Genomic DNA, 17,410 nt, shown 5'->3' with positions numbered 1-17,410 from the left:
TGATCTGTCATCTGGTTTGGGGACTAGGCTTGCCTTTGCGCTTGCGATGCTTGTCGACAGATTGAAAAGCTGCTCTGCTCGTTGGGATTATTTTACCTTTGCGTGAGTGCTCATAACAGAGGCTCCGTTGGTATCGGTGGTGGTAGCCGGATTATAGAAGTGGACGTAGCTGATACCGTTCGGGGTGGCGTGCTGGCAGGGAATTTTGATGGTGGTTTTGCGGCCGTCGAGCGACAGTGTAGCGCTGCCTTTTTTATCGACTCCCTGCCAGGTGATTGCCAGTTCGTGGACTTTTCCAGGTGTCAGCAGGCGCTTACCTTCTGGCGTTTTTCCTTCGCCATCGATTTTGAGCACGTAGTTGGCAAGTTGATCAACGGAGTGGTCGACAGCGCTGAACCAGCGGTCAGTAAGCGCAATTTGGAGTCCGGCACCGCCGGGTTCGAGTCGGACCTTGGTGGTGAGGCGTCCTGTGTCACCGGCTGGAAAGTTCCAGACAGCTCCTTGATTGGGGTTGGTCAGGTTGCTTGCCTCAACTCGGCGGAGACGCAATGCGCCATCTTCGACTTGGGCACCGTGAGTCCGGTTGTAAGCACAGTGACCGACGTATTTGGCGATGAATTGGTGGGTGGTCCAGTCCTTGGTACCATCCTTGGCGAGATCCGAGCTACGTTCTTTTTCGTAGAGCCAGCGGACATCCATGATCATCAACCGGCGGTGCATGGCGTGTTGCCCGCAGGAATAGAGCACGCGGTTTTGATCAAGCTGGACCACTTCGGCTTGATGTTTACCCCGGTCTTGAGAGCCATTGAAGGTTCCGTAATCACCACGGTTTCGATGTTCGTCGAGGATCAGTTCGCGGAAACCAATCCAAGTTTTCCCCTCATCTTCTGAGATGGCGGCGTGGATGGTGTCGCGGTTAGTGAACGCGTCTTCCCCACGACCTGTTGCGGTTTCAATTTCAGGCAGGGCAGTGGTATTGGACCAGAGGAAAAGGATACGACCATCGTCGAGTCGATGGAACGTGGGCATGGTGATGGTTCCCCAGAAGCGTGAGGGTTCGGCTTTGCTCCAGGTCTTACCGAAGTCGGAGGAAAAACTTTGATAGTGCTGGTCCTGGGCTGTTCGTGCAACCATCCAGAGCTTTTTATTTTTTAACTCCACCAGAGTGGCTTCGACCATACCGTGGTTCCAGCGCGTTCCTTTGTGGATGCCTCCCAGTTGGTGTGGTGGCGATTGGATTTTATTGGAGCGCTGCCAGCTGAGCCCCTGGTCGTCAGAATACCATGTGTAGCACCCTCCGCCATGGCCGGGAATGACGATACGTTTGTTCTGGTTTACCCAAAGCGGGTTACGGAGGATTCCTCCTGGCCGCACGCTGTTACCGTCCTTATCTCTAACTAGATTCCATTTTCCGTCAATGCCCCCCTCCGTGATATAAACCCCGTCGTCATTGTTTTTTCCCCGATAAAGGGGTTCGAAGCGGATGAACTCTTTGCTCACCGGGTTTTGTGCGATGGCTGGAGACTCTTTGCTCAGGCACGTGGCTCCGGGGTAGCTAGCGGGAAGAGGAACGAGTTTCCATGTTTCGCCGTTGTCCAGCGATTGAAGCATTTGTTTTCCTCCTTTTCCTGGATAGTGCCGTATTTCCTTGTCCGAAACACGGATCAGTCCACGGCCGGCATCGGCGGGAGGAGTGGCGACAATATAAGGAGCTTCAGCTGCAAATGAGAGAGGCGTTAAAAGAGCGGAGACGATGAGATGTCGTTTCATTTTGACTGTGGTGGGTTTGGTGTGTGATCTTGTGTGGTTGCGTATTGAAGTTGATCAACTTCGCGGTAGTGGGTGCCGTCCCAGCTCACTGGAACGCAGTTGAAGAACCACTTGCGTTGACCTTTGTCCTCTTTCCACCATCCGAATGGAATGCGGACCAGAATTTTATTCCAACCTTGTTGGAGGGTGACAGGAACAGGTGGGCGAAAGAAATACCCTTCTTCTGTTAGTGGGGCGTGTTCGATCCTGCCTTTGCGCCAACCACTCCAGGGTAGGCTTTTGAATGGCCAGTGGGGTGGAGTGACCCGTTGATCGTTGAGCCAGAGATCGCCACCGGAGAAATCCCAAGACCCTTGAGAGGGCGCCCGGGCCGTTCGGTAGCCTCCGGAGTGGCCCCATTGCCCACCGATACCAAACATTAAGTGGATGGATTGCGATTGGGGGCTGTGAATATATTGGAGCGCATAGCAGGTTCCTCCGCCTTTGCCGACACGGTGGTTCATCGTGGCTGGCCAGTAGTCGGGAGCAACCTGATTCTGGTGGAGATTGAACACGGAGTAGTGGTGCCGCAAGTGAATGGCGCTTCCCCAGGCCGGTTGATGCTCCCAAGTGAGGGTTCGATTCCCGTCACGATAACTGTCCTGAATCGCCTGTTCCGGACCGAATGATCTGTCATTGACCCCATGGTGGTCAAAGGGGCCGATCAAGCGCCACGGAATGTGACTTTGTTTGACATAGGCAAATGGGAGGTCTTTGAAGAATTTGTCGCGGTGGTCTGTCAGACGCGTTTCAAACTCAGCGAAGGCGTTATAAGCCGGGGTTCCGGGTTGGGGGAGTTTGGCGTAGAGATCGGGACGCGCTTGATGAGCTCCTCTCCAGATGCGTTCGGCAAAGGTCAGTGAACATGGGTAAAACGGGTATTGGGTGAGGACCCGCTTTTCGTTGCTTAGCGCCCCGTCAGTCCACACACAGGTAACGGCGCCCATAGCATTTTGGTTGCCATACGGGACATCACAAGGCTGCTGGAAAAAATATTGATAGACCCCGGATTGCGAGTCGATCCAGTCCATATAAAAGCCGATGGTCGAAAGATGCTTCATTTCTGGGTCCACTTGGTGGCCGTTATGATCACCCCAATGCATGTTGATGACCTTTTTGGCGGGTTGGTTCCCGGGACTCCAAACGATGACCTGTTTTCCCAAGCTACGCACGTAATCGACCATGGTCGGCATAAATTCCGGCATACGTATTTTTACTTCATCGGAGCCAAGATGAATCGATTTGGCAGGAAAGAGGCTGACGACTTCGTCAATCACCTCTTTCAGAATGCGGATACCTTCCGGGCTTTGCATATCGACTCCCATGGCGTGGCGGAAGGCTTCGCTGTGACCGGGCATATCAATTTCAGGAATCACGGAGATGTGGCGCGCCTGACAATAGGCGACAAGATCTCTGATTTCCTCGTGTGTGTAGTGTTTTCCGGGTTGGCGTGTTGGCCAGTGGAATTTCGCTTGGGTGAGTTGGGGGTGTTGTTTGATTTGCAAGCGCCACGCAGCATCTTCGGTGAAGTGCAAGTGGAGCACGTTGATTTTATAACGGGCGAGTCGATCCACTTGTTGTTTGATGAAATCTGGAGACATGTAGTTGCGTCCGACATCGAGCATGACACCGCGGGTTTGGAAGGCGGGCCAGTCACGAATTTTACAGCCAGCCACCATCAGGGAGTCCCCATTGTGGTAGAGCAATTGCCTGAACGTTTGTAAACCATTGAAAAAACCATGCGGGTGTCGGGCCGTAATGGTGACTCCGTTAGGCTTTGTTTCCAGTGTGTAGGCTTCGTTAGAAATACGAGCTTCTGAGACGTTGCCTTCAATGAGTTGGATGTGATAGTGAGCAGCAGGGGTTTTCGCTGACGATGGCACTCGGCTCTCCTTGAATATTTGAGCGATGTGATTGGATAGATGACCGCTGCCCGCGTCGTCCGACTGATAAGGTGTGCTGATTTTGATGGGGCCGTGGACGGCCGTATCCTGATGCTGCCAGTTGACCTCGACAGGGTAGGGAATCAGGCTGACCTTTGATTGAGTGGAATCAGGTGTGGGAAGCGTCCACGTGGATGCCACGGCATGCATTGTCGATAATGCAAACAGGACTGCAATCAATGGACGGATCATCGTTGTGCGAGAGTTGAATCCTGAACAGATCGCTCCCCTATGATAGACTCGGGGAGTGATGTGAGTTGTTGTGGCTATTTGGGTGGGCTTGCCGAGTATTTGAGTCCCTCTACTTCCCGGTAGGCTTGGCCGTTTTTCTCAACCGGGCTGAATGAGAAGACCCATTTCCACGTAGGGGCGGATTTGACCAGGACGGTATTCCAACCCTTATTGAGTTTGATTTTGCTTGGTTCACGGCTGGTGTAGATTTCGTCGATTAGGGCAATTTCCTTGGCGGCTTTACCTTTGTTTTTCCATGTTGGAGGATCGATGCGTTTGCCGTTGAGCCAGATGTTACAAGCGGGGTTCGGGCCCCAATCCCCCTGTTGGGCAACACCGGCACGTGGGTCGGAGCTGGAGATAGTGTTGAAGTTGATCCAAGCATCCACTTCCTGATCTTTCGGACTGTAGATGTGGGTATTGGCCCACACGACGTTCTTTCCTTTGGGGAAGGATTTCAAATGACTCTGGAACCCGAAGAAATGTTTGACGTGGATGGCTCCACCGTAGACCGGTTTGGTCCAGTTCAGTGGTTTGCCCTGGAGTTCGTATTGCTCTTTGACGATGCCTTTTTCGAGATCTACGGCTTCATTGTCTGCAACCGGGCCGAGTAGTCTCCATTCGATGTCGTGGCTTTTGACCATGATGAACGGGGTGTCGCGATGAAAGCGGTCGCGCTGTTCGGCGATACGGTTTTCAAAATCGGCGTAGGCATCATACTCGGCAGTCCCTTTGGTTGGAACCTTGGCCCAAAATTCGGGACGATCCTTTTGAATCCCTTTCCATACGGCCTCGGAATAGGCAACCATGGCAGGGATAACCGGGTTGTTGGTCAGGCTGCGCTTTTCGTTGTCCGTCAGGGTGTCCGGCCAGTAGGCGAGGATCCCCCCGAGTTGGACCTCATCACCGTGAGGGACTCGGCAAGGTTGCTGGAAAAACATACGCTGGGCGAAATCCAGTGCCTCGAGGTGATTGACGTAGTTTGATCGGGAATCGATATGCTTGGTTCCTCCAAACGGTCTGGAGGTGGCCCAGGTCTGGGAGATCTGTTTGGCCCCTTTGAATGTCATGCCTTTGGCCCATCCGATGACTTCGCGGCCGTTGTCTTGAACCGTTTTGTGGAGGGCTGGAAGGTAATCGCTGTTGACTCGCTCGGCAGCATGACGGACTTCATCCGTGCCAACGTGGATGTAGGGCATCCGTTTTTTGTCAGCGAGGGTGCAAAGCTCATCAATCAATTCACAAATGGCTTTTTTTGCCCTGGGGTCTTTCATGTTGGGGATATCCAACCCCTTGCGGAAAGCATCCGAGTGTCCGGGGGTGTCAAATTCGGGGATGATGATAATACCTCGGGCCCAGCAGTAATCGACCATATCCACGAACTCTTTCTGGGTGTAGAACTTGCCATGCCAGCGGCCAAATGCCTTGTCGGACTGAAGTTCGGGGTGAATCTTGCTTTCCAACCGCCATCCGTAGTGTTCGGAAAGATGCCAGTGAAAGACGTTGAGTTTGTGTTTCGCCATGACATCGATTTGCATTTTGAGTTGCTCAATGGTCTGGAAATTGCGACCAACGTCGTGCATGAACCCACGGATTTTGAAGGCAGGGTAATCGGAGATCTGGCATGCCGCGACGGTGGTTTTGCCGTCTTTATGGACCATGAGTTGGCGCAGGGTCTGCACTCCGTAGTAGAGTCCCTCGATGGCATTGGCCGTGATGACGACACCTCGTTTCTCGGAAACCAGCGAGTAGGCCTCCTGATCCTGCCCGTCCCAGTACCCCGGAACGACAACCTTGCCGAGGCGAAGACGAATCTGGGTGGCTGCATCTTGGGATACCCGGATGTGGTTGCGATTCAGGATGTCCAGGAGCTCTTTTTTCAGCTGCTTGATTTTCAGTGAGTCTCCTTTGAGAGAAGGCAAATTGACCTGCACGCTGTCAATGGCAATGGCCTTGTCATTCCAGGTAACAGACTGGGGCATGGGTAGCAGTCCCGGCATTTGCGGGTTGACCTGGGCATCGGATGCCGAAACGGGGGATGCGAGGGCGAGACCGATGCTGAGTCCGGTCACGAATCGATTAAGAAGAGAGTGAATGCTCATGGGTGCTTTGTGTGTGTGATTAGACAATATATGGCACAAGCATACGCCTATCGATAGTGAATACTATCTGGTCTTATTTTTAGACCTTTGGAGCTTTGATGCTTGGCGACTGTGCTTATCTGATGAAAGCCCGTGCAGATTTTCTTCCTTCTTGCTTCATGTGGGGGGATCGTTAATGTCTGAAATAATTATCAGAAGGAGAAGAAATTATGAAAATTAATCGTCGTCGTTTTATTGAAACCACAGCGGCCACAGCGGCTGCTATTTCGTGGCATAACCCTTTGTTTGCAGCCCCTGAGGCTGATGGCGAAGGCCCCTGGGATTTGGTTGCGGTCCGCAATGCAGGCCCTGTTGAAATGTTTAACGCAGGTATTGCGGCTCTTGGAGGTATGCAAGCCTTTGTAAAAAAGGGGCAGAGTGTGGTTGTTAAGCCAAACATTGCCTGGGACCAACCACCTGAAATTCCGGCCAATACGAACCCGGATCTGGTGGGAGCGATTGTAAAGGAGTGCTTAAAGGCAGGCGCATCCAAAGTCACCGTCTTTGACCATACTTGCCACAACTGGAAACGGGCATACAAAACGAGTGGGATCGCCAAAGCCGTGGAAGATGCCGGAGGCACAATGGCTCCAGCGAATTTAGAGGACCATTACCGGGAGGTCAAACTGCCCAAGGCCAAGTCGTTGAAGAAAGCTCAGATCCATAAGGAAATGCTCGACTGCGATGTCCTGATCAACGTGCCGGTCTTAAAGCACCACGGAGGTGCAAAACTATCACTTTGCATGAAAAACCTGATGGGTGTCGTCTGGGATCGCCGCTTTTTCCACAAGAACGGGCTCGACCAGTGTATTGCCGATATGTGCTTCGCCCCGCGGGTTCCCGATCTCAACATCGTCGACGCCTATCGGATTTTACGTAAAAACGGCCCCCAAGGCAAAGCCGAAGAGGATGGGGAACTGGCGAAATACCTTATGATCGGTAAGGATATGGTGGCTCTCGACGCGGCATCGGCCAAGTTGTATGGAAAGAAACCCGAGGAACTCGGTTTTGTGAAGATCGCGGATAAAATGGGAGCTGGGCACGCAGATCTTTCGAAGGTGAAGATCAAACGCATCACGATCGACGCCTAAGCGGATGAGTGTAGCTATTTATCGGAAGATTCGCATTCTTATCGGCGCTCTGGTTCTTGCCAGTTGCACGCTGGTATTTGTCGATATCAGCCATTGGCTATCGGTGCCGATGGCCAGGGCTAGTTTGTTTTTGCAATTCACGCCTTCCTTATTGAGCCTTGTTCAAGGCTTGGCCTGGTTCGGAGCGGGGGCGGTCGTGGTGGTTCTTTTGACGCTTCTTTTTGGTCGTATCTATTGTGCGATGCTCTGTCCCATGGGGGTGCTCATGGATTTTTCCGCGTGGTTGGCACGGAGAACAGGTAAGAAGCGCAAACTTCCTCATACAAAAAACCGCAAATACCTCCGTCTGACCGTGGCCATTCTATGTTTTGGGGGATTGCTTGTCGGAACGGCGATACCTCTTGGGTTTCTAGACCCCTACAGCCTGTTTGGTAAGGTGGTCAGCGCCAGCGCCCGTCCTGTGCTAGCTTGGATGAACCACCAACTTTCCAGTACCGGCGTGGTTCAGCCGGTGGATATTTCTCCCGTATCTTGGCTGTCATTTGTTTTGGCACTGGTGATCCTCGCTGTGATTGTGCTGTTGGCAATTTACCGTGGGCGGTTGTGGTGCAATACCTTTTGTCCGGTTGGTGCCGTGCTCGGATTTTTCTCAAAACACTCTCTGTTCCGCTTACAAATTGCCAATTCAGCGTGTGTTGCCTGCTCGATGTGTGAGCGTGTCTGCCCGGCGCAATGTATCGATTTTCGAAATCATCGCATCGACCACTCACGCTGCGTGATGTGCCTTGATTGTGTGAGTTCATGTCGACGTAGTGGGATTACACTACGTCGTGGCTCTTCCAAGGGGGGGGATGAAACAGCCGTGGAGGGGAAGATAAAAATGAAGAAGACGAATCAGACCTGTCAAAAGGTCACAGCGAAGGCTACCTCTGAGCTTGCCCCGACTGAGATCCCATCCATGGGCCCTTCACTCAGTCGTCGGTTTTTTCTTTCGTCTACGCTTGCTCTTCCTGCTGCGTCCTTGATTACAGAGAAAGATCTACCGGATGCGTTGGATCAACACAATAAACGTGCGGTTTTGCCACCGGGAGCCAAGTCACTGGCGCATTTTCAAAACTTCTGTACCGGTTGCCAGTTGTGTGTGACTCATTGTCCGGATCAAGTGCTCAAACCATCCATCACCCAGCATGGGTTGGCTGGGTTTCTGCAGCCCTATCAGGATTTCTCCGTTTCGTTCTGTTCCTACAATTGTTCTAACTGCTCCCAGGTTTGTCCAACGGGTGCGATTCAACCGTTGACCATTGATGAACGGCGCGCTGTGCGTACTGGGATGGTTCGTTTTTTTAAAGGCCGTTGTGTTGTCAAAACCGAAGGAACCTCCTGCGGGGCTTGTAGCGAGCACTGTCCGACCCAAGCCGTGCATATGGTCCCGTGGAAGGATGGCCTGACGATCCCTGAGATCGAGCCTGATCTCTGCATTGGTTGTGGCGGATGTGAATTTATCTGCCCGGTTCGCCCGGAAAAAGCCATTATTGTGGAGGGCCTGGAAGTTCATGAGCGGGCCAAGGTGATCGAACTTGGCAAAGAAAATACAGTGCGGGAGCTGGAAGAAGAGTTTCCATTTTGAATGACAAAAATAACAAAGGGTGTAGGTTAGGCCGATGATTGAAGGTTTGATGGAATTTAAAATGAATCAGCAGCAACAACGGGCGAGGGTTGAATCGATTTTGAGGGATTGTGGTAGTGTTTTGGTTGCCTGCTCCGGGGGTGTTGACAGTGTGCTGTTAGCTGCCGTGGCTGCAAAGGTGCTCGGAGATAAGGCTGCCGCTGTGACCGCTGTTTCTCCCAGCTTGGCATCCGGTGAACTCGAAGATGTCAGAGTGGCGGCGGAGGCCGTGGGGATCCGTCATATTGAAGTGGCGACCAGCGAGCTTGAGAATCCGGATTATGCCGCGAATGCTACAGATCGCTGTTTTCACTGTAAAAACATCGCTTACAGCACTTTTACCGAGTTGGCATCACGGGAAGGGGTAGCCTGCATTGTTGACGGAACCAATGCCGACGATTGTGGCGACTTTCGCCCGGGGCGACGAGCTGCGCGTGAGCACGGTGTTCGCAGTCCTCTGGCCGAAGCCGGGATGGGCAAAGAGGCAATTCGTGCATGGGCGAATGAACTTGGGCTTCAGGTTTGGGATAAACCCGCGTCGGCCTGTTTATCGTCGAGGGTGCCATACGGGTCGCCTGTTACGCTCGAAAAGCTCAACCGCATCGACCGTGCAGAGTCTGAACTCAAAACCCTTGGGTTCCGTCAGTGTCGGGTCAGGGATCATGGGGAAGTGGCGCGTGTGGAAATTGAGCCATCCGGGATGATTCGCTTACTGGACATGCGTGAGGAGGTAGCGGCCGCTTTGAAAAAGGCAGGGTTTGCCTATGTTTCGATGGATCTCGACGGTTTCCGGTCAGGGAGTATGAATGAAGTGATTCAAACAAAATCAGAATAGACGAAGCATGTTTGAGAAAAACCATAGCACCTTGGATACCGAACGCCTGACCCGTCAGGGGTTTCCCGAGGTCGTTTACTGCGAAGGTAAATCGGCAGGTCAGATTATCGATAACTTGAGGGCCTTGGCTGATGCTCACGGTCGGGCGCTTGGCACTCGATTGCCAACTGATCGTGCAGAGGAGGTGTTGCAGGCGCTTCCAGAGGCTCGATATGATGCCTTGGGGCGCACGATTGTGCTCGGGGACAACGGCCCCACTGTGAATTCCTCTTCTTCGGTGGCTCTGGTCTCGGCCGGGACGTCGGATTTGCCCGTTGCCATGGAAGCCTCGGCCTCGCTTTCTTTCCTTGGCCACACGGTCACAGCGTATACGGATATTGGAGTGGCCGGCATTCATCGGACGCTTGATCGGATGGATGATATCCGTAAGGCTTCGGTCGTGATTGTCGTTGCCGGGATGGAGGGGGCACTTCCCACCGTGGTGGGGGGGCTGGTTTCAGCTCCAGTTATTGCGGTTCCCACCAGCGTGGGTTATGGGGCTTCTTTTCATGGCTTGGCTGCCATGTTAGGTATGCTTAATTCCTGTGCTTCCGGGTTGGTGGTCGTCAACATCGACAATGGATTTGGCGCAGCCATGGCGGCCCACCGTATACTCACTCACCAACACCAATCATTATCATGAAAACTGCCTATTTCGACTGTATTGCCGGGGCCAGTGGCGACATGCTGCTAGGAGCTCTGATTGACGCGGGTTTACCGGTCGCTGATCTGGAATCCGAACTATCCAAGCTGAATCTCGATGATTTTCATCTACACGTGGGTAAGGTAATGAAAAATGCCTTTGCCGCCACCAAAGTGGATGTGCATGCCCATGACCATGCGCCTGAGAGGCATTTGAAGGACCTTTGTGAAGTCGTTGAAAACTCGGGTGTTTCGGACAGGGTGAAAGAGCGCGCCGTTAGGGTCTTTACCCGTATTTGCCAAGAGGAGGCCAGAATTCACAATATGGCCGTGGACGAGGTTCACTTGCATGAGGTGGGAGGGGTGGATGCCATTGTCGACGTCGTAGGGGTTCTCGCTGCCGTAGAACTGATGGGCATTGAACGTGTGACGGTATCTCCCTTGCCGATGGGACGGGGCTTTATCCATGGTGCTCACGGTCAGATTCCGCTCCCTGCACCGGCGACCTTGGGTTTACTTAAGGGCGTGCCGATTTGCGGATCTCCGATTGATGTCGAGTTTGTTACACCCACGGGCGCTGCTTTGCTAACGGAGCTAGCCGATGCCTGGGGAGTATTACCCTCAATGACTTTGCAGGAGGTGGGGTACGGTGCCGGAACCCGCGATCTGGAAATTCCGAATGTGCTTCGCGTTCTGATAGGGGCGTCTTCCGAAAGTGGTGCGTGGCAGAGCGAATCGATCACGGTGTTGGAAACCCACCTCGACAATGACCGAGGTGAAACACTTGGTCACGCCTTTGAAAAAATAATGGAGGCTGGGGCCCTCGATGTGGTTTCCATCCCAGCTCAGATGAAGAAAAACCGCCCAGCGCATGTGGTTAAAGTGCTGGCAAAACCTGAAGACGCAGACCGACTGGAACGCCTCTTGTTTGAAGAAACCTCAACCTTGGGGGTTCGCAGGAGTGATACCCGGCGCGATGCCTTGCACCGTGATTTTGACACCGTGGACACCCGCTATGGTAAGATCCAAGTGAAAGTGGCGAAACTTCCCAGTGGTGCACTCAGAGCAACTCCAGAATATGAAGATTGCCGCAAGGCTGCGGAAGAACACGGGGTGTCACTGCATACCGTGACCCACGAGGCGGAACATGCCGCCGCGCATAAATTCGGCATTCCACATTGAGGAGAAATCCTTGCCAATGATTGCGACATTTTTGATGTAGCCTCGCAAAAAGGCGAAAGCCTCAATCCGTAATGGAATGAGGCTTTCAGATGGCTCCTGCACTTGGGATCGAACCAAGGACCTAGTGATTAACAGTCACCCGCTCTACCGCTGAGCTATGCAGGAATGATGTTGAAGTTTTGCAACTTCGATTTGTGGTTTTGTCGTTGCGTTTGTGGCGCTCGGACGGCGGGAAAATGTCAGGAAATCGGATTTTTGCAAGATGTTTTTTACACGAAATGCAGATTTTTTTTGCAGTCGCTTGCTTAGTGTTTGAGCGTGAATGGAATGGGTGAATAGGAGCTGTTTCTTGAGCGTAAAAAAATGCCTGCCGTGCAAAAACACGACAGGCATTTTGGGTGATCAGAATGTCAATTTGTCTCTGATGCGTTAGCCTTTGGCCGGATTGACTTCGGCTTCGAGGTTGGCGTCAAGCAGTTCGCGACGCAGGTTGGCTCCTCGCATCTTGGTCCAGATATAAACGATCGGAGAGGCGATAAAGATCGAGGAATAAGTTCCCACAATCACGCCGATCATGATGGTGAAGGAGAAGTCCTGCAGGGCGGTTCCACCAAAGATGAAGAGCACCAGAACGGCCACAAAGGTGGTGGCTGAGGTCAGCACCGTCCGGGAGAGGGTGGAGCTGATGGCTTGGTTCATGACATCCTTGACATCACCACGCTTGGTTTGCAAGTCCTCTCGGATCCGGTCGAAAATAACGATGGTGTCGTTGATTGAATAACCGGCAATGGTCAGGAAGGCACCGACGTGAATCAGTGACATTTCGTGACCGTAGATCACGACGATACCGAGACAGATCAGCAAGTCGTGGAAGAGGGCTGCAAAGGCACCCAGAGCAAAGGAGAACTCGAAGCGGATCGTGATGTAGATCAGGATCGCGGCGAGGCCGATGATCAGCGCCCATACGGCGGTGGTGAGGAATTCACTACCCAGACTTGCACTGATGGTTTCCTTGGCGGCCTGGTATTTCCATTCGGTGATGGTGTTACCAGCTTCGTCTTTTTTCTCAGCGCCGTTGTCATCGAGAACGGCAACGCGCTGTCCGAGTGTTTCAGGGAAGGCTTTACGGAGTGCCTCGACGATGATTTCGGGATCAGCCTCTTCACCGGCTTCCACTTCGTTGTTGGCACAACGAACCGTCAGCAGGTGGCCGATGTTGTTTTCCTCCTCTTGGGATGAGGCTGTTTTTGTCAGTTTCAGACCATCGATGACCTTCTGGGCATCGGGCTGACTGATGTGGGTGTCATCCTCAAACTGGAAGGCAATTCGGGCACCGCCTGTGAAGTCGATACCGAGGGCGTCCGTTCCTTTAATTCCCGTGACCGTAAGACCCGCAAGGATCAGGGCTGCAGAGATAGGGAATGAGATCTTGCGCTTGCCCAGGAAGTCGAACGAGCGTTGTGGGATCAGGTTGAGGAAGTTAAGTTTCTTCAGCATTCCAGCGTCGGAGAACCACCAGAAGAGCACACGGGTGCAGAGCAGGGCCGCGAGCATGGAGGCCAGGATACCGATGGTCAGGGTGATGGCGAAACCTTTGACGGTGCCGCTGGCACGCCAGAACAGAATCAAAGCGGTGATCAGGGTGGTGATGTTGGCGTCGAAAATAGCGGAGAAGGCTTTTTCGTAGGCCGTGTTGATGGCGGATTTGATGGATTTTCCTGCGGCGAGCTCTTCTCGGAGTCGCTCGTAAATGATCACATTGGCATCCACAGCCACACCGATGGTGAGGATGATACCTGCGATACCGGGGAGGGTGAAGGTAAAGCCAAACATGGCCATGGTTCCAAAGAGAACACAGATATTCAGTCCGAGTCCGATCAGGGCGATCATCCCGGCAAAACGGTAGTAGAGCAGGACAAATACAAGTGTGAGTCCGAGGCCAGCGATACCGGCGTAGATACCGGAATAGATGGTTTCCTTACCGAGGGTGGCGGACACGGTGCGTTCTTCCTCGACGATGAGTGGGTTTTTCAGAGGGTTGAGCAGGGCCGAGGCAAGCGCTTTCGCTTCTTTGGCATTGCCCATGCCGGTGATCTGGAATTTCTTACCCAGAATTGCCTGCACCGTGGGAGCACTGAGGACTTTGCCGTCGAGCACGATGGCGAGCCGATCCTCTTGGAGGGTCATTTTGCTGGTGAGATCAAACATTCTGGATGCCCCTTCATCGTTGAGGGTAACATCGAGCTGACCTTCGTAGGGGCCGTAGAGTTCCTGGGCGTGAACGATGTAGGTTCCGTCGAGGGCAGCGCGGCTTTTGACCAGCATGTTTTCCGAGGTCGCTTTACCATCTTCGTCCTTGTCCTTGAGCACTTTGAAGTCATAGCCGGGGATGATTTCGTTTTCGGGATCGGCTGCAACCTGATTGGCGAGAACCCGGTTTTCAGGGTGAACGGCTTTGAGTTCGAGTTTGGCGATTTTCTCGAGGGTTTCACGAGTGCGCTGGGCCTCTTCTGGAGCGATGCCGGGCATCTGCACCAGAATGCGGTCGTCTCCCTGGGCCACGATCAAGGTGTCGCTGGTTCCGAGGGCGTTGAGTCGACCTTCAACGGTTTGGATGGCTTGTTGCACCGCAGAAGGCGTGACCGGGATTTCTTCCCCGTTGTCACCCTTGCTGGGTTGGACCCTCAGGGTGAAGGATGATCCACCGATGAGGTCGATCCCTCCTTTGAGGTTGTGGGCCTTACTGATGGGAGTTTCACCTTTCAGCACATTGCCCCATTGTTCCTTGGGGATGATGGACATGAAACTGAAGAGGGCGATAAGTAGCACAATGGCCGATCCGATGTTGCGCTTACGGCGTTCGTAATCGGAGGCAAAGTACCAGAAAAACAGTCCAAGTAAGCCGAGGCCTGCGAGGAAGGTCAATAGACGGTCGTCACTAAATAATGAAGCGAGCATGGTTTTGTATTAATTGGGAATGAATAATGAAAAATTGAGAATAAATGAGAGGGCAATACTCCCCACGGGCGGGGTGTAGCGAAAGATGGCTTGCTTGGCAAGCGGGGGATTTACGAGAGCGTGGCAAACTCTAAGGAGCTGCCTGTTTCCCCGGATCTTGAAGAATGTGGGTCGGGGGGCGCTTTTCCTCGATGAGTATCAGGGGATACTTCAGCGGGTTTTTTAGCGCCAAGGCAAATTTTTGGGCCTCTTCAACCGAGCCCATGCCCGTAATTTGGAATTTCTCACCTAGAACGGCCTGAACAACGGGGGCACTCAGCACCTCGTCATCGAGCAGGATCGCGAGTCGGTCATGCCCAAGCTGCATGGCTTGGGTGACTTGTCGCATTTCTTGTGCACCATCCTCATTGAGGGTGACATCGAGTTGTCCTTCGTAGGGGCCGTAGAGCTCCTGGGCCTCTTTGATGTCGGAACCTGTGATGTCGGCCTTTTTTCGGACGAGCAGGTTTTCGGTCGTGGGGCGGCCATCTTGATCCAGATCGTGCAGCACCTTGAGCTCGTATCCGGCTGGCAGAGGGGCTTCTTTATCTGCAACTTTGTCAGCAAGTTGACGATTGTCAGGGTGGACACGCTTGAGCCCCAATTGTGCCGGGGTGGTCAGAGCGTGTTTAACCGACTCGGCTTCCTCCGGTGACAGCCCGGGGATGCTGACGTGGATCAGGTCTTCGTCTTGTGGTGTGACCTCCGACTTGCTGAGCCTGAGTGCCCGCAGGCGTTTTTGCAGGATAAATGCCGCCTGTTTATGTTCTCGGGCTGTGATGGGTGGCCGCTCGGTATTTTCATCCGCGGCATTTTCATCCGTATTCGCATGAGGCTGAACACGCAGCGTGTACTGCGTGTCGACCCGCTCCACTTGCGCGTAGGCAAAGGACAGGAAACAGGAGAGAAATGGAAGCAGGCGTTTCAAGCTGGAAAAGCTCGTTATTTACTTACTGTCTTTGCCTTTTTCCGGATTCACGGTGGCAATGGCGGTTTTGTCGTATTTGACAAAAATTCCTTCGGCGAGCCTGAGGGATATTGTGCGTTCGTTGACCGCATTGACGGATGCGTGCATGCCGCCGATGGTGATCACCTTGTCTCCTTTTTTGATGGCTGCCTGTTTGGCTGCGAGTTCTTTTCGCTGTTTTTGTTGCGGACGGATCAGGACAACCCAGAAGATCACAAACATCAGAACCATCATGATGATGGGCTGGTAATTACTGGTGGTTTCGGCGAGGAGTTGAATGGTTGAATTCATGTTCTTAATTAGTTTTTAGTGTAGCGTTTGATAAAGTGGTCCTTGAATGTCTCAAAAGTGCCAGCAGCGATGTGCTCCCGTGCTTGAGCCATAAGGCGCAGGTAGAAATGCAGATTATGCAGGGAAAGCAATCTTAAAGAGAGCATTTCGCGTGAACGGAACAGATGACGGATAAAGGAGCGTGAGTATTTTTGCAGGCTCGGATGGGTCGTTTCGTCTAGTGGGCGGGCATCAAACTCAAAGGCTTTGTTTTTAATGTGGATGGGGCCGTCTTCAGTGAATGCCAGTCCATGCCGGGCGACGCGGGTGGGCATCACGCAGTCGAACATGTCGACACCGCGGGCAATCATCTCTAGCATTTGCGGTGGGGTGCCAAGTCCCATGGCGTAGCGTGGTTTATCTGTAGGAAGGAAGGGGACAGCATTATCGATAGCGCGAATCATTTCGTGCTCGGGTTCTCCCACAGAGATTCCGCCGATGGCGTAGCCGTCGAAGCCGATGGAGACCAGTTCTTTGGCTGATTGCTCGCGCAGGTCAGCGAATGTGCTGCCTTGGACGATGCCGAAGATCAATTGTCGCTGGTGAGTTTCCAGTTTTGCATGTTCAGTTCCAAGCATCCAGGGGACGTGTTTGGCTGCATTTTCGACGTGCCAGTCTTTGCAACGTTGTGCCCAGCGGGAGGTCAGCCCCAGGGAGTTGGCGGCGTATTTTTCCTCGCAGGGGTAGGGTGGGCACTCATCGAAGAGCATGGCAATGTCAGATCCTAGAGTCGCCTGGATTTCCATACTCAGCTCGGGGGTGAGCATGGTTTTAGAGCCGTCGAGGTGGTTGGCGAACTGAACGCCTTGTTCGCTGATCTTTCTTAACTTGGCGAGTGACCAGACTTGGAACCCCCCGGAGTCGGTGAGAATGGGTTTGTCCCAGGTGGAAAACTTGTGCAGGCCTCCCATTTTTCGGATGACATCCAATCCTGGGCGGAGATAAAGGTGGTAGGTGTTGCCCAGGATAATCCGGGCGTCCACGACATCGGTGAGTTCGTCCGGTGACAGGGTTTTGACCATTCCCTGTGTCCCGACGGGCATGAAGATCGGAGTCGGAATCTCACCGTGGGCGGTGGTCAGGGTTCCTGTGCGCGCCGAGGTATTGGCACAGCTGCTGTGGATTTGAAATGACATGGTATAGGGAAGGGGGCGCTCCTATGGAGGGGCGCTGATCAGTGGCGGATGGGGGGCAAGCCGTCCTGTCAGTTATAATCCGGGGATGCCAAGCCCTCCGGTGAGCTTTTTCATTTCACCTGCGGCCATGTCTTTGCCTTTGGTGACGGCTTCCTGCACTCCGGAGAGGATCAATTGCTCAAGAAACTCAACGTCATCGGGGTCGACCACAGCAGGGTCGATGCTGATGGATTGAACGTCTCCGGCACCATTGGCGACGACGGTTACCTTGCCGCCTCCAACACTGGCTTCGACGGTTTTGGCGGCAAGTTCTTCCTGGGTTTTTTGCATGCCGGCTTGCATTTGCTGGGCTTGCTGCATGAGTTTGTTGAGGTCCATGGGATCGTTGATTGGTGAATGGG

Annotated in this window: 13 protein-coding genes and 1 tRNA gene; 5 read left to right on the top strand and 9 right to left on the bottom strand. The window is 53.2% G+C overall.

Going from position 1 to position 17,410, the window contains the following annotated elements; translation table 11 throughout:
* Nucleotides 1-87: 87 nt before the first annotated feature.
* The 3 genes from HW115_RS02185 to HW115_RS02175 form a co-directional block, all read right to left on the bottom strand.
* Nucleotides 88-1,770 (bottom strand): sialidase family protein, encoded by a 1,683-nt coding sequence (locus HW115_RS02185; RefSeq protein ID WP_178930934.1) that lies wholly within the window; start codon nt 1,768-1,770, stop codon nt 88-90.
* Nucleotides 1,767-3,944, bottom strand: a complete 2,178-nt coding sequence (locus HW115_RS02180; RefSeq protein WP_227021222.1) for a family 20 glycosylhydrolase — start codon at nt 3,942-3,944, stop codon at nt 1,767-1,769. The genes HW115_RS02185 and HW115_RS02180 overlap by 4 nt, the downstream gene beginning before the upstream one ends.
* A gap of 74 nt (nt 3,945-4,018) precedes the next feature.
* Nucleotides 4,019-6,085, bottom strand: a complete 2,067-nt coding sequence (locus HW115_RS02175) for a family 20 glycosylhydrolase (protein WP_178930933.1) — start codon at nt 6,083-6,085, stop codon at nt 4,019-4,021.
* A 215-nt stretch (nt 6,086-6,300) separates the two neighbouring features.
* Here HW115_RS02175 and HW115_RS02170 point away from each other — a divergent pair, with 215 nt between their 5' ends.
* From HW115_RS02170 to larC, 5 genes are all read left to right on the top strand, one after another.
* The gene (locus tag HW115_RS02170) at nt 6,301-7,215 is read left to right on the top strand and encodes a DUF362 domain-containing protein (RefSeq protein WP_178931428.1); all 915 of its coding nucleotides are present in this window, start codon (nt 6,301-6,303) and stop codon (nt 7,213-7,215) included.
* 4 nt (nt 7,216-7,219) lie between these two features.
* Nucleotides 7,220-8,842 carry a 4Fe-4S binding protein gene (locus HW115_RS02165; protein ID WP_178930932.1) on the top strand — a complete coding sequence of 541 codons (1,623 nt, stop codon included), beginning with the start codon at nt 7,220-7,222 and terminating at the stop codon, nt 8,840-8,842.
* 61 nt (nt 8,843-8,903) lie between these two features.
* The gene (larE, locus tag HW115_RS02160) at nt 8,904-9,716 is read left to right on the top strand and encodes an ATP-dependent sacrificial sulfur transferase LarE (protein ID WP_178930931.1); all 813 of its coding nucleotides are present in this window, start codon (nt 8,904-8,906) and stop codon (nt 9,714-9,716) included.
* 7 nt (nt 9,717-9,723) lie between these two features.
* Nucleotides 9,724-10,398, top strand: a complete 675-nt coding sequence (larB, locus tag HW115_RS02155) for a nickel pincer cofactor biosynthesis protein LarB (protein ID WP_178930930.1) — start codon at nt 9,724-9,726, stop codon at nt 10,396-10,398.
* A complete protein-coding gene (gene larC, locus HW115_RS02150) occupies nt 10,395-11,579 on the top strand; it encodes a nickel pincer cofactor biosynthesis protein LarC (RefSeq protein WP_178930929.1) in 1,185 nt (394 codons plus the stop codon). The genes larB and larC overlap by 4 nt, the downstream gene beginning before the upstream one ends.
* A gap of 90 nt (nt 11,580-11,669) precedes the next feature.
* On the opposite strand, the gene HW115_RS02145 is transcribed toward larC, so the two are convergent.
* The 6 genes from HW115_RS02145 to HW115_RS02120 all read right to left on the bottom strand — a co-directional run bounded on the left by HW115_RS02145 (nt 11,670) and on the right by HW115_RS02120 (nt 17,387).
* A tRNA-Asn gene (locus HW115_RS02145) sits at nt 11,670-11,744 on the bottom strand.
* Nucleotides 11,745-12,008: 264 nt separating this feature from the next.
* Nucleotides 12,009-14,537 carry a protein translocase subunit SecD gene (gene secD, locus HW115_RS02140; RefSeq protein ID WP_178930928.1) on the bottom strand — a complete coding sequence of 843 codons (2,529 nt, stop codon included), beginning with the start codon at nt 14,535-14,537 and terminating at the stop codon, nt 12,009-12,011.
* Between the two features lie 130 nt (nt 14,538-14,667).
* Nucleotides 14,668-15,504, bottom strand: a complete 837-nt coding sequence (locus HW115_RS02135) for a SecDF P1 head subdomain-containing protein (RefSeq protein WP_178930927.1) — start codon at nt 15,502-15,504, stop codon at nt 14,668-14,670.
* An 18-nt stretch (nt 15,505-15,522) separates the two neighbouring features.
* Nucleotides 15,523-15,834: a preprotein translocase subunit YajC gene (yajC, locus tag HW115_RS02130; RefSeq protein ID WP_178930926.1), complete on the bottom strand. Its 312-nt coding sequence runs from the start codon at nt 15,832-15,834 to the stop codon at nt 15,523-15,525.
* Between the two features lie 8 nt (nt 15,835-15,842).
* The gene (gene tgt, locus HW115_RS02125; RefSeq protein ID WP_178930925.1) at nt 15,843-17,009 is read right to left on the bottom strand and encodes a tRNA guanosine(34) transglycosylase Tgt; all 1,167 of its coding nucleotides are present in this window, start codon (nt 17,007-17,009) and stop codon (nt 15,843-15,845) included.
* Between the two features lie 72 nt (nt 17,010-17,081).
* The gene (locus HW115_RS02120; protein ID WP_178930924.1) at nt 17,082-17,387 is read right to left on the bottom strand and encodes a YbaB/EbfC family nucleoid-associated protein; all 306 of its coding nucleotides are present in this window, start codon (nt 17,385-17,387) and stop codon (nt 17,082-17,084) included.
* Between the last annotated feature and the right edge of the window lie 23 nt (nt 17,388-17,410).

This window comes from Oceaniferula marina, from assembly GCF_013391475.1.
In the GTDB taxonomy this organism is placed as follows: Bacteria; Verrucomicrobiota; Verrucomicrobiia; order Verrucomicrobiales; family Akkermansiaceae; genus Oceaniferula; species Oceaniferula marina.
This window is presented reverse-complemented; position numbering and strand designations above follow the sequence as displayed.

Excerpts from the sequence above, each read along its gene's own strand:
- HW115_RS02185 (WP_178930934.1), bottom strand. The coding sequence starts at position 1,770 with ATGAAACGACATCTCATCGTCTCCGCTCTTTTAACGCCTCTCTCATTT.
- HW115_RS02180 (WP_227021222.1), bottom strand. The coding sequence starts at position 3,944 with ATGATCCGTCCATTGATTGCAGTCCTGTTTGCATTATCGACAATGCAT.
- HW115_RS02175 (WP_178930933.1), bottom strand. The coding sequence starts at position 6,085 with ATGAGCATTCACTCTCTTCTTAATCGATTCGTGACCGGACTCAGCATC.
- HW115_RS02165 (WP_178930932.1), top strand. The coding sequence starts at position 7,220 with ATGAGTGTAGCTATTTATCGGAAGATTCGCATTCTTATCGGCGCTCTG.
- larE (WP_178930931.1), top strand. The coding sequence starts at position 8,904 with ATGAATCAGCAGCAACAACGGGCGAGGGTTGAATCGATTTTGAGGGAT.
- larB (WP_178930930.1), top strand. The coding sequence starts at position 9,724 with ATGTTTGAGAAAAACCATAGCACCTTGGATACCGAACGCCTGACCCGT.
- larC (WP_178930929.1), top strand. The coding sequence starts at position 10,395 with ATGAAAACTGCCTATTTCGACTGTATTGCCGGGGCCAGTGGCGACATG.
- secD (WP_178930928.1), bottom strand. The coding sequence starts at position 14,537 with ATGCTCGCTTCATTATTTAGTGACGACCGTCTATTGACCTTCCTCGCA.
- yajC (WP_178930926.1), bottom strand. The coding sequence starts at position 15,834 with ATGAATTCAACCATTCAACTCCTCGCCGAAACCACCAGTAATTACCAG.
- tgt (WP_178930925.1), bottom strand. The coding sequence starts at position 17,009 with ATGTCATTTCAAATCCACAGCAGCTGTGCCAATACCTCGGCGCGCACA.
- HW115_RS02120 (WP_178930924.1), bottom strand. The coding sequence starts at position 17,387 with ATGGACCTCAACAAACTCATGCAGCAAGCCCAGCAAATGCAAGCCGGC.